The organism is Microbulbifer sp. YPW1, from assembly GCF_013367775.1.
GTDB lineage: Bacteria > Pseudomonadota > Gammaproteobacteria > Pseudomonadales > Cellvibrionaceae > Microbulbifer.
In genome coordinates this window covers 2,585,940-2,598,622 of the sequence record NZ_CP055157.1, presented here as the reverse complement: position 1 = coordinate 2,598,622, position 12,683 = coordinate 2,585,940, and the positions used below count along the sequence as shown (strand labels likewise).

Below are 12,683 nucleotides of genomic sequence, written 5' to 3'. Positions count from 1 at the left end.
CCGCAAGACTAGACTTCCTATGAATACATTGGATGTTTTACAGAAGTACCATGGATTTGGTCTCTACACGCCGCCTTCACTGCTGCCTGATTCTGCTGGTGCTCCTGGTGATCTCAGTCTCCGGCTGCCAGCGGGATGCCGCTAGCGGTTCGCCGACACCTGCAGACACCGAAAAAGCAGCCAATCAAGACAGCACAGGCAGGCAACCCGTCTCAGAAGGTGAATCACGTCAGTCTGACAGCAAGGCTGACATAGAGGCAGCGGATCAGGCCATCGACACCAGCGAAGAAGAGCCCGCTATGCGCCCGGCGACCAAGGGCGATCTTCGCCCGGAAGCTAACTGGCCGCCGGAAACCAGTGGCGAATACCCCATAAATGCCTACCGCAACTACACGGAAAGTGGCGACCTCTCGCAGATTAGAAAACACGGAAAGCTGAGAATCCTCGTGGACATCTCCAATACCGACTCTCTCCATCGCGAGGCAACCCAGCAGGACATAGAGTTAAGTGAAGCCAAACGCATGGCCGAACACATCGGGCTGGAACCGGTCGTACTATATGCGCACAACTTTGATCAACTGGTTCCCCTGCTTGAGGCGGGCAAGGGAGACATCATCGCCAACAATATGGTGGTCACCGATGCGCGTAAGCAGGAAGTTGACTTTTCCATCCCCACTGCGAACACCGAACTGGTGCTGGTTTCCCGCAACAACGTCAAGCCGGTGACCGAATCGACAGACTATAAAGGCAAAACTCTAGAGGTAACCAAAGGTACCGCGTACGAAGCATTAGCACGGGAGTTTGTCAAAAAACATCCCGGCCTCAAGCTCAAGGTGTCCGAAACAAATTATGTTGAACTGGTAATCAATGTCTCCGAGGGGCATCTTGATTTCACTATTGTCGAAAATCAGGTGTATAACTTGGTGTCCCAGTTCAAGGACAATCTCATCCAGAATCATATATTTCCCGATGAGCGCCAGATGGCCTGGGCGATACGTAAAAACTCACCCGAGCTTCTGGAAGCGGTAAACGACTTCGTTCGTCACAGCAAGCTGACCCGCACTATCGATCGCTCGGTGGGAGACCTGGAAGAGATCCGCGAACGCGGTTACATACGGGTACTGACGCGCAATCACCCCGGCACCTACTATATGTGGAAAGGCCGAATCATGGGTTATGAATACGAGCTTGCCCAGGCGTTTGCCAAAGAGCAGAAACTGCGACTGGAAATCATTGTTGCACCGACCCATCAGGACCTGCTCACCATGATTCGAGATGGCAAAGCTGATATCGCAGCGAGTCTGCTTTCCGCCACTGAACGCAGGGACAACAGTGGCATGGACTTCGGCCGCGCCTACATGAGGGAGAAGGTAGTGGTCGTCGGTCGCGATGACGACAAGATCGACAGCCTGGAGGAATTGGCCGGACGAACTATCTATGTACGCAAGTCCGCCAATCACTACGATATCGCGATGGAGCTCAAAAAAAAGGTACCCGATGTCAAGATAGAACTGGCGCCAGAGGAGCTAAATATCCAGCAGGTTCTGGACAAGGTAGCAGACAAGGAATACGACCTGGCCATCGCAGATGATGTCTCGGTAAAACTCGAGCATAGCTGGCGAAAAAACATAGATGAATTGATTGACCTGCACGTGGACGACAATGTCTACGGGTGGATGGTGCGGGAGAACAACCCGGAGTTGCTCAAGGCCGTGAACAAGTTCTTCGACAAAAAGAGCACTCAGAAAAAAATGGCAGTACTCTACACCAAGTACTTTGATGCACCCAAAAGAACCCGCCCCGAGATCAATGAACTGAACGCAGATGGCACCATCTCTCCTTTCGACAAGTTCGTGAAGAAATACGCGGACGAATACGATTTTGACTGGCGGCTGGTGGTCGCACAGATGTTCCAGGAGAGCACCTTCAATCCCAAAGCCAAATCCTGGGTCGGCGCTCGGGGCCTTATGCAGGTGATGCCAGACACAGGGAAGCAGGTGGGTGAGAAAAACCTGTTCGACCCGGAGACCAGCGTGCGCGCCGGACTCAAGTACCTGGAGTGGCTGCATCGCAAGTTCGAGGACAAGGACATCAGCCCGGAGAACATGATGTGGTTTACCCTCGCCTCCTACAATGCCGGACTGGGACATGTATACGATGCACAGGATCTGGCGGAAGAGAAAGGCTGGGATCGCAGGGTCTGGTTCGACAACGTCGAGAAAGCGATGCTATTGCTGTCGGAAAAGAAATATTACGAGAAGGCCCGCTACGGTTACGCTCGGGGTCAGGAGCCCTACGATTATGTGCGCAAGATTCAAGCGCGCTACCGCACCTATGTCGCGCTACTGGAAGACTACAAGCGCAGGAGCGACATCGAAACCGGATACCTGCTGGATTACCTTTACCCGGAATTCCTGAAAGCCGCACACCGGGCTACGGATATACCGTTTCCGGGCAACACCTGAACAGAGGCATGAGTCAGACAGCGGATGGTGGCCAGAACCACCATCCGCTTATCGATCAGCTGCAATTACCCGGCATGGAAGCAATCCAGGCTTTCAGCAGCTCGGTACCTTCCTCATGGGTGAGGCTGCGTCCGAGTTCCGGCATCATGGCACCGGGATCCGTCGACTCGACCCGGAAATTCAAAATCGACTCTTCCGGGCTTCCCGGCACAATGGCAAACAGGCGATCACCTGAGCCAGTACCTGCGGCCACCGGCGGTTTACACACTCCGAGCCTGCGCAAGTCACGCTCACTGCCGTGCAACATCAGCCCCGAGGTATCGGCTGCGCCGCTGGGATTGTGGCAATGGCCGCAATTGATATCCAGATAGGAGCGCGCGCGATCTTCCAGCGACGCGCTGGCATCGCTATAGCTGACATTGCGCGGCACTTCGGCCAACTCCGGCAGACCACTCAGGTAGCCGACCTGCTGCCAGTAGGCCAGCTGGTTCTCACTGCCACTTTCATAAGCGTAAGACTTGTTCAGGTGACGGGCCCGCGGGCCAATGGGGCGTACCGCCTTTTGTGTGTGGTTGTCCGCATGGCAACCGGCACACTGGTTTGAATCCGGCACCACGTAGGTGAATGCTTCGCCAGAGCCATCATCGCTGACCAGCTGCAGGCGTTTTGCCTCACCCGCGATTTCCAGTACTGCATCGGTCTGAGCGTCGTTCCAGACATAAGGCAGCGCCTGCCAACCGTCCGCGCGCTTGACCAGCAAGCGTGTCTCGATCAGCTTTACCTTGCTCAGGTTTAGGCCGCTGCCGGCAAAGTCCTGAGAGTAGTCATCTGTGCGCAGTACCGAGCCATCTTCGCCGAGCGGATAGTAAAACGTCTTGCTGATTACAGTACCCACTGGGTAATTGAAGTCTTCATCGCCGTAATCTGCACTGGTGCCTTCCGGCATCCAAACGGTACGCAGCTTATGGGCGTAATCCGTAAACAGCGCGGTATTCAGGTCATAGGGGACAACACCTTCATTCAGCGAGAGCTCGCCGTTTAGGGCCTCGACCACATGCCACTGACTCAGGCTATCCGGTACCGAATTTCTTTCGTGCAGGGTAACCGGTTCGCGGGATGTACCACAGCCCGCAAGGGTCAGGGCCACCGCAGCGGCCCCCAACCACTTGGACAACAACAGCTTACGCATCGACTACCTCATTGATTGCGTGTTGCTCTTCCTGAGGTTTTTCCTGTTCGCCGTCGAAATCCAGTACGATCTGCGGCAGTTTTTTCAGGCTGCAATTGTGTGCAGCAATATCCGTCGAGATATTCTTGAAGTCGTTCTGGACATCGATGTTGATGATGCCAACCCCTTCGTTCTCGATACACAGCTTGAGCGCTTCAGGTAATGCGCCATCCACCATTTTCTTGCTGTCCACAGCACCGTCCCACAGAACATCAGGCAAGCTGCCGGTCAATCCGAACTTGGCCACTTTCAGCGCTTTCAGCTCCAGATGATCCGGTGAGGAGCCGCCACCAGTGAAGGTGTTATCGTAGATGTAAATGCCTTCCGGATAGGGGTCGAAGTTTTCCTGGGTGGACTTGTCGCTGTAATAACCGGCTGCAAAATAGCTGCTGACGATCACATTGGCAGTATCGTTGTCTGAGATTTCGTTGTTGAAAATCTCCACGAAATCATTGGAGTTGATGACCACACCGGAGCCCGCAGGTACCGCTGCCACCGGAGTGCCTTCGTGACCAAAGTTCTCGGTGTTGTTCTGGTACACCTTGTTGTTATACACACGGGTGCTGTGACCCGGTTGCGGCAGGTTCGGCATGTTGAATACCAGGATACCGCCGGTATTGTTGGTCGCCACGTTGTCGTAGACGTCGGCACCGATGGTGTTTTCAATCTCAATGCCCGCCACGTTAAATTCAGCACGGTTGTTGCGCACGATCACATTGCGAGATTGCCCGACATAGATGCCGGCGTCAGATGCGCCGATGGCAACGGTACCTTCCACCAGAGTATTTTCCGTCTGTACCGGATAAATTCCGTAGGCGCCGTTTTCTGTGGCGGGACCATTGGTCCACTCCACACGAATGTCGCGGATGATAATGTTCTTGCCTTCGTTGACCTTCAGCGCGTCGCCGATGGTGTCTTCAATAGCGAGACCTTCAATAGTGAAATCACTGGCATTGACCAGCAGGCCTTCTGCGCCCTGAATCTGGTTTTTGAAAGACAGGATGGTCTTGTCCATACCCGCGCCGCGGATAGTAACCCCGTCGACATTCAGGGAAAGGCTGCGATTCAGCTCGTAGCGCCCTTCCGGAATTTCAATGACATCACCGGACTGCGCCTGAATCAGCTGTTTTAGGAGTTGCTTTTGAAAATCTGCGGTAGCCGCTGCGGTTTCCGCGCTGGCACTGGCGTTGCTATTGTTTGAGGCATTGTCCTGGGAACAGGCGGCTGCCATCGCTGCAAGTAAAAATACACCCAGTTTGGCTGGTGTTTTCATGGAATCTCCCGATTTCCTTAGTCGTTTTTATCGCTGTTTTTAGTTATTCAACCTCGGCCCAATCCCGTATCGCAGCAACCCGTGCCACGGCCAGCACTGTCAGATCGGGGCCGAAGAACGGTATTGGAATCAGAGGAAAAGTGACCAAGAATCCAAAACCGTTTTTAATTGGTACGCTTGTACCAACTAGAAAGCGCAGATTACGTCGACTGGCTTTGGCTGGATAGTATCCAAAGCCCCGCGAGGGAACAACGGAAAAAACGGTATTGTGTCTCGTATTAACCAGTTAATGAGTGACCTGACAGTCTGATTCTGGACCGGGGTTCAGGGTCCCTCTGACTTGCCGCGGTTCGCCGTAGTGAATACGCAATGAGAAGCACAAGGACAAAAAGGGGATGATTGCGCGAAGCGCGGTGAGGGCTTGCCGACAGGAAAAGGGGCGAAAAATTTGCGAGGCAGAGTGGTATCGGAGCCCTGCCTGTCACCCGGCGGACTTTATCCACAGCGGGCAACAGGCGAGGAATCCACAGGCGCTGACTAGTCGTTATTCAGCCGCGCCGTTGATCAATGCTGGAATACCGGGGCGGCTACGTAGCTCCAGAAAAGTACCGTTGCCACCATCACCACCACGGCCATCACCAGGCAAACGGTAACCACAGCACTGGCAAACAGGAAGCCGCGCTCTTCATTCACATCCAGCACTATGGGAATCCCGACATACAGCAGATACACCGCGTAGGCGACTGCCAGAGTGGCAAGCAGAATATCCAGCCAGAGAATCGGATAAAGACCGGCAGCACCGGCGACAAAAATCGGCGTGGCGGTAAAGCTCGCAATCACAATCCCCTTCATCGGGTGCGTCTTGGCGCCGTAGGTTTTTGCCATCCAGTGAATAAAGTAGCCGACGGCAACCACCGCCAGAATCATGGTGACGTAAAACACGGCTACCAGTGAAAGGGCGCTGTTACTGGTCAGGGTGCGCACCTGGCCACCGCTGCCAATATTCCAGCCGATTTCTGTCGTCCCGAAGTACCAGCAGAGCGCCGGCACCAGAGCCAGGACAACGACGTAAGGGATCTGACGGTTAAATCCTTTTTCAGACAAACCGGCAATTTCATGCCACTGCCTGCGCGGTTGTACCATCAGGCCGTAGAGATGATTCAGCATTCCCATTCTCCTCACTCGCGAGGAACCGCACGGCTTGTGGCCGTGAGGGAGAGCCTTTTAAGGAGTCACAGACGTAACCCGACTCCTGTGTCTCAAATTGATCTGGATACTACTTGTCAAAGTGAGGGATACCGCCAAAGGCTTTTCCCAAAAGTTCCAGTTTCTTATTGTTGACACTGCCGGTAACAAACCGCCAGCGCATTGCTCGCGCAGGGCGCGAACTCCAGCCGAGAAAACTACTGTGCCGCATGCATCGCAGCGCTAGCAGGTTTTTCAGGGCACGATTACGTTGTAACACCACCGTCATTCAAGTCAACGCAACCGTAGTAATTTACGCAAAAAAAATGCGGCCGTTTCCACAGGAAACAGCCGCATTTATATGAGTGCTACTTATGCACTCGAACGTCTTGAATTGACGCATCCAGACTCTGTGACAAAAGATATCCCGCCGGGCTTTTTTCCCTCCGGAAGAAGCTCGCGTCAGTAAGCCGCCACCTGCACCATTTGCATCCAGCCAAAGCGATCTTCTGCCCTGCCCTCCTGAATATCCAGTAGCGCACGGCGCAGCTGCTCTGCGACCGGCCCCGGGGACTTGCTCAGGCGGTAACGCTGCTCGCCGTCCCCCAGCTCGCTAATCGGGCTGACAATGGCCGCAGTACCACAGGCGAAAGCCTCGCTGCAGGTTCCGGATGCCACAAGAGCCAACAGGTCATCGATGTCCATTTCCCGCTCATGCACCTCAAGCCCCATGTCCCGCGCCAGGGTCAGCATGGAGTCCCGGGTAACCCCTTCGAGGATAGAGCCATTCAACGCCGGGGTATGCAGGCTGCCATCCATCACCGCAAAGAAATTCATCCCGGATAGCTCATCAATGGAGTGACGGTTTCCGGGATTGAGCCACAGGGACTGGTCGTATCCCCGCTCCTTGAGACGGGCAATACTGAGCAATGACGCGGCATAGTTACCACCCACTTTGGCATCGCCGGTGCCGCCCACGGCAGCGCGGCTGTCTTCACGCTCTACCCACAGGCGCATACTGCCCGCGTGGTAGGCCTCGGAGGGGCTGGCAATCACGTAGAAGTCGTAATCCCTGCTGGCGGTAACCGAGAGGTCCGGCTGGGTTCCCATCAGGAAGGGACGGATATAAAGGGACTCACCGCTATTGCCCGGAATCAGGGTTGCGCAGTGCGCCGCCACAGTACGAACCGCGTCCATAAACAGCGCTTCAGGGACCGGAGGCATGCACAGACGACGCGCAGAGTGCGCCATGCGCTGGGCGTTGCGCTCCGGGCGAAACAGACCGACACCACTGCCACAGCGGTACGCCTTGAGCCCCTCGAAGCAGGACTGGGCGTAGTGCAGCACCTTGGCCGCGGGGTCCAGAGCCAGAGGACCATAGGGGACCAGCTCGCCGTCGCTCCAGCGCCCATCCTGATAGCGGGCTCGGAACATCACCGGGGCCATGACGGTGCCAAAGCCGAGGCGCTCCGGCATTTCAAATCCCCGCAGGCTGGCGATGGCTTCAGGTTGTATTGTTATGCTCACAAAGCGCTCCCACTGAAATTGCACAGTTACGGTCAATCCAGCGGATTATGGCTCTATCCGCCGAACTTTCCAAATGTCGAAACCAATATGCCGGAAGATTGCGCAATAAATAAGCCGATCTACCACTACTCTTAGGACAAAAATCTCTCTACCGTTTTTTTTGACCCGTGAAACCGGCCCGGGCACCCCACCAGAAGGAATCCGTACCGACGACGGAAGAAAAGGAAGCCTCAACCGACAAGCTAGCCTTCCGCCAGCGGCACAGGAGCCAGCAGCCGACAGAATTTTTCTCGCGGCGAAATTTTTGGCATCCGCTTTTGTGAAAATCGCCCCCCACCTCAGCCCCTGCTGCCAGACTCAACAAACCCCTGAACAGGTCGTCTCTGTGCCTATCTACTCCACTGGGTACATAACGTCGTCACCGGTGAAAATCTTTTGACGTATCAGCAAACAGCGCCGAAAAGACAGTACAAATCGCCGCTGGCGCGCCACCCCACCCGGGGAAGCAAAGGACGAAAATTCGTTAGCTATACTCAAAATACATGGACGGTGAACACCAAATGCAAGGGAAACCAATGCCTTTTTTCGGCTTGAGAAGTTCCCTCATCACCAGAGTCCAGCGTCGATACCGACAGCACACCGGGCAACCGGCAGGAAAGTAGACGAACCACACGTCAGGGAGAGAAGTCCCGTGTAATCGGGGTTGCGGTGGCCGCAAATGCGTCTGCCAATCACCACCGTTTGATCGCGGGTTTCGAGCTCGGCGGCGCCTCCTCAACAGGCGTCGGTGAGTCAGGCACAACATGGAATGGAAGTGGTTCTACCGTGACACAGACAGATACCAGCAACACTATTGCTATCGGCTTGATGTTTACAGCCTCAGCTCTGCTGTGTGGCTCTGTTGCGGCGGAGGAAATCTCCGCACTCGACAATGCCAAGGCTCCTCCAGCGGCTTATATAGAAGCGGCCTCAAAACCACTGGAAAAACCCAAACGACAACTTCGCCCATCAAAAGCCGCAGATGAATACCGCCAGCGCATCGAGGAAATGGAAGCAGAGTACGGAGCCTACGGCGCCGGGCTGGATGAGCAGTTGATGGGGCTCGGCTCCGCACTGCAACGCAGCGGAGCACATGAGCTGGCGATTTCAGAATTCCGTCGCGCGATGCTGATCAATCGCGTAAACGAGGGGCTTTACTCCCTCAACCAGGTACCGATGATCGAGCGCATGATTGAAAGCCAGATAGCGCTCAACCAGTGGGAAGAGGCCAACGACAACCACGAATACCTTTTCTGGCTGCACGCAAAAAATTACGGAGAAAAAGATCCGCGCATGCTGCCGATCATCAATCAATTGAGCAACTGGCACCTGCAGGCCTATATCGACGAAAAAGGAGCCACCCTTTTCGAGCACCTGATCAATGCCACCAACCTCTATGCGCTGGCGGTAGATATCATTTCTCAGAACTTCGGTGCCAACGACCTGCGATTGGTGGAAGCTCTGCGCGGCCTCAAGGCTACCAATTACTACCTCGCCACCTATTCCGGCGAGCCCCAGGAAGCCATTGTGGTAAACACCAGTTTCGGCGGCGGCAATATGGACCAGCAGCGCCGCGCGCAACTCGACCACTACCGCATCAACAGTTTCAGTTCAGGTAAAACCGCGATCACCAAAATCATGGATGTTTACCAGAAAAACCCGAGCTCACCACCGGCCGCTTCTGCGAAAGCGAAAGTGGAACTGGGTGACTGGTACATGATGTTCAACAAGTGGCACTCCGCGCGCGAAACCTACGGTGAGGCCTACCAGGCCCTATGGGACAACGGTGCTACCAATCAGGAGATCGACGAGATTTTCGGTCGTCCTGCGGCGCTGCCCACCCTGCCGCTGCTGGACGAAGATCGTGAAGCACTGGCAAACAGCTATGTGACCGTTTCCTATGACGTCACCGCATTCGGCAAGGCGCGCAATATCCAGATCCTCAGCGCGAAACCGGAAAGCAAGGTAAGTATTCGTTCACGGGTGCGCAACGTTCTCAAAAAAGCGAAGTTCCGGCCGCGATTTGAGAATGGAGAACCGGTGGAAACTACCGGTATCGTGCAGAGATTTGTATTCGACTGAAGAGAATGTGAAGAAAAGAGGAATCATCGTGTTCGACTGATGTAGCGAGGTTTGGTTTGCGTCCGCCGGGACACAGGTAAAGATTCAGGTAGCCATGTTACGCAGCGTAAAAACTGGCACCAGAAATATTCAGGCCTGCAAACCCCAAGGGACAAAAACTGTCGAACAGACAAGGAGCAAAACGGGTCGCCGCGATTTCGCTGCGACCCGTGAACGCATCAGGAGAAAGCTCATGGCATTACGGAAGATTGCACACTATTTTAATCGCAGCTCGGCGCATAAACCGGCATCTGACTTTTCAGGCCTGCGCTGGCAAGCCCTCGCCTCTGTGGTGGTGTTGGCAGCCGTGATCAGCGGCTGTAAAAACCAGCAGACGCAACAGCAGCCGCCAGCACAACCACAACAGAAATCTCCGTCGAGCCCTTCCAGCTCGTCGCAATCCCAGTCTCAGTCGCAGTCATCCAGCTCATCGTCGAGCCAATCCAAATCGAGCCCCTCTACGGCTAGCAGCATGCCGTCACCCAGCTCGCCCAGCAGCAGCCGGAGTAGTCCGAGCATATCGACATCGAGCAGTCCTGCTCAGCCGAACACCTCCATGCCGAGTATCGAGTCTGGCGACCGCTCCAGCCAACAGGCTTCCACCGCGTCCAACAGCGGTTCGGAATCCGAGCGGCGCTCGCGCTCGTCCAGCAGCAGCGCACAGGACCCAAGCGCCAGCGGCAACCCGTCGACACCGGTGTACAGCGATTCCGACCAGCGCCCGGAAGATTCCCGTATGCCGCCGGATCCGTCATCCAACAGCCAGGGCGAGCCGCCGGATGAAATCGATTTTTCCGAGGAGGAAAAAACCGCGAGTGCCTCTTCGTCCAGCAGTTCGTCGTCCAGCAGCTCGTCGTCCAGTAGTTCCTCCTCCAGCAGCAGCGCCAGTTCTACAAGTAGCGCTTCAGCCAGCGCTTCGAGCAGTGCACCAAGCAGCGCATCCAGCAGTTCGCCATCCAACAGCTCCCCCGCAGGAGCGCAGAGTGGTGGGGGGCAGAGTGGTGGGGGGCAGAGTGGCGGAGGCCAGAGCGGTGGTCAGCAAAGTACCGCGCAAGCCAGCGCTGCCGGTGGTGGCCAGCCTGGCGGAAGCAACCAGGCACCCAACGAGGCGCCAGTGAGCTCTGCCGAACGGGTTGCGGAGTTGGAAGGTCAGTTCGAATCCACCATGGCCAGTTACGACGGCATGATCCTGCGCGAGCGGGATTACGTCCGCAACCGTCCTGCCTCGCCGGAAGAAGAAGCTGCGGCTGAAGACGAAGTTCCCCCGGGTGAATCTCTGGAAGATCTGATCAAAACCGCCGAAGAGGAATTCGGTGGCGCGCCACCCGCCGCTAGCGGTGAAGAGGGCGGTGGTCCAGAGCAGAACAACTCCAGCGGCCAGGCCACCGGACCCGGGCTGCCCACCAAAGGGCGCCAGGGCGAGTATAACCACACCGGATCAACCGCCGTGGTACCCGCGGATATACCCAGCGGTGATGATGACGATGTGGTCGCCCGTCAGATTCGCGAAGCTGCCATGCGCGAATCCGATCCTGAATTACAAGAGCGACTCTGGGAAGAGTACCGGAAATATAAAAAATCACAGAAATGAAGATGAGTATTCATCAGGGAGAGTAGTGATATGTTTTTCTCGCACACACGCACAACCCTGTGCAGCCTGGCACTGAGTTTACTGGTGCTTGCCGGCTGCACCACAACCGAGGTCCGCACCACCGCCTACACCCCGCTGACGGTAGAGGATGCGGCAATCGCCGAAAATCGCCTGCTGGATGTGGGCATTGTGCAATTCAATGCGGGCCTGGAGCAGGAAGAGGAACCGGAAGAGGACGAGCTGGTATTTCCGGAATTACGCCGCGCCGAATCCCGCTATATCGCGGTAACTCTCGCGGACGCGTTGCAATCCAGTCAGGGCTGGGGCGCCGTGCGGGTAATTCCCAGTGAGCGCACCAATATCGATGTAACCGTCACCGGAACCATCGTTCAGTCCGATGGCGAAACCCTGACCGTAGAGGTCACCGCCACCGATTCTCGCGGCCAGGTATGGTTTACCAGGGAGTACACCGAGCAGGCCTCCCACTACGCCTACGACCGTAAACACCCCACCGAAGGGGATGCCTTCCAGGGAATCTACAACCGTATTTCCAACGACTTGCTCACCTATCGCCAGGGACTGTCGAGTGAATATATTGCCGAGCTGCGCACCATTTCCGAAATTAAATTTGCCCGCAGCTTTTCTCCCGGTGCCTTCGATCGTTACCTGGTGCAGGACGATCAGGGACTTTACCAGCTCACCGCCCTGCCCGCCGACAATGACCCGATGCTGATGCGGGTACGCCAGATTCGCGAACGCGATTACCTGTTCGTAGATACCCTACAGGGCTACTACGACACCTTCGTCAAAACCATGGAGACGCCCTATCAGGAGTGGCGTGCCATGAGCTATGAAGAAGTGAAGCAGATGCGCGAACTGAAACGCAAAGCGCGCAACAACACCATCATGGGCGTCGCTGCCATTGTCGGCGGCATTGCCGCGGCTGGCGCTGGCGGTGGTGCCGCCCGTCAGGCGGGTAACGTGGCAGTGGCCGGCGGCGGCTATCTGGTGAAAAGCGGTTTTGATCGCCGCTCTGAAGCCAAGATGCATATCGAGGCACTGCAGGAACTGGGAGATTCCATGGAGGCGGAAGTTGAGCCCCGAATCGTGGAACTGGAAGACCGTACCGTGACCCTGTCCGGCTCTGTGGAAAACCAGTACCGCCAGTGGCGCGAGCTGCTCAAGGAAATCTATGAGGTAGAAACCGGTGGTATGAGTGACATCTGAGTCGCCGGCCAGCCAGTAACCGAGTCC

The 12,683-nt window shown here is 55.9% G+C and carries 9 protein-coding genes; 4 read left to right on the top strand and 5 right to left on the bottom strand.

All coding sequences use genetic code 11. From position 1 onward, the window contains the following. The first annotated feature begins 50 nt into the window (after positions 1-50). Complete coding sequence (locus HUW35_RS10640) at positions 51-2,465, top strand: transporter substrate-binding domain-containing protein (protein ID WP_255463231.1); 2,415 nt, start codon at positions 51-53, stop codon at positions 2,463-2,465. 55 nt (positions 2,466-2,520) lie between these two features. On the opposite strand, the gene HUW35_RS10635 is transcribed toward HUW35_RS10640, so the two are convergent. The 4 genes from HUW35_RS10635 to HUW35_RS10620 all read right to left on the bottom strand — a co-directional run bounded on the left by HUW35_RS10635 (position 2,521) and on the right by HUW35_RS10620 (position 7,678). After that, positions 2,521-3,654, bottom strand: a complete 1,134-nt coding sequence (locus HUW35_RS10635) for an SO2930 family diheme c-type cytochrome (RefSeq protein WP_181252322.1) — start codon at positions 3,652-3,654, stop codon at positions 2,521-2,523. After that, positions 3,647-4,966, bottom strand: coding sequence for a parallel beta-helix domain-containing protein (locus tag HUW35_RS10630; RefSeq protein ID WP_181252321.1), 1,320 nt, complete (start codon positions 4,964-4,966; stop codon positions 3,647-3,649). The genes HUW35_RS10635 and HUW35_RS10630 overlap by 8 nt, the downstream gene beginning before the upstream one ends. A gap of 564 nt (positions 4,967-5,530) precedes the next feature. Further along, the gene (locus HUW35_RS10625) at positions 5,531-6,133 is read right to left on the bottom strand and encodes a Yip1 family protein (protein ID WP_181252320.1); all 603 of its coding nucleotides are present in this window, start codon (positions 6,131-6,133) and stop codon (positions 5,531-5,533) included. A gap of 480 nt (positions 6,134-6,613) precedes the next feature. Continuing rightward, positions 6,614-7,678, bottom strand: coding sequence for a branched-chain amino acid aminotransferase (locus tag HUW35_RS10620; RefSeq protein WP_181252319.1), 1,065 nt, complete (start codon positions 7,676-7,678; stop codon positions 6,614-6,616). An 825-nt stretch (positions 7,679-8,503) separates the two neighbouring features. Between HUW35_RS10620 and HUW35_RS10615 the strand changes: the two genes are divergently transcribed. Beyond that, complete coding sequence (locus HUW35_RS10615) at positions 8,504-9,799, top strand: hypothetical protein (protein WP_181252318.1); 1,296 nt, start codon at positions 8,504-8,506, stop codon at positions 9,797-9,799. Between the two features lie 579 nt (positions 9,800-10,378). Here the strand turns inward: HUW35_RS10615 and HUW35_RS10610 are convergent. Next, positions 10,379-10,798, bottom strand: a complete 420-nt coding sequence (locus tag HUW35_RS10610) for a hypothetical protein (RefSeq protein WP_181252317.1) — start codon at positions 10,796-10,798, stop codon at positions 10,379-10,381. 154 nt (positions 10,799-10,952) lie between these two features. On the opposite strand from HUW35_RS10610, the gene HUW35_RS10605 reads away from it, so the two are divergent. Together HUW35_RS10605 and HUW35_RS10600 are read left to right on the top strand one after the other, a co-directional pair. Then, positions 10,953-11,429 carry a hypothetical protein gene (locus HUW35_RS10605; RefSeq protein WP_181252316.1) on the top strand — a complete coding sequence of 159 codons (477 nt, stop codon included), beginning with the start codon at positions 10,953-10,955 and terminating at the stop codon, positions 11,427-11,429. Between the two features lie 30 nt (positions 11,430-11,459). Continuing rightward, positions 11,460-12,656, top strand: coding sequence for a hypothetical protein (locus tag HUW35_RS10600; RefSeq protein WP_181252315.1), 1,197 nt, complete (start codon positions 11,460-11,462; stop codon positions 12,654-12,656). Positions 12,657-12,683: the final 27 nt, after the last annotated feature.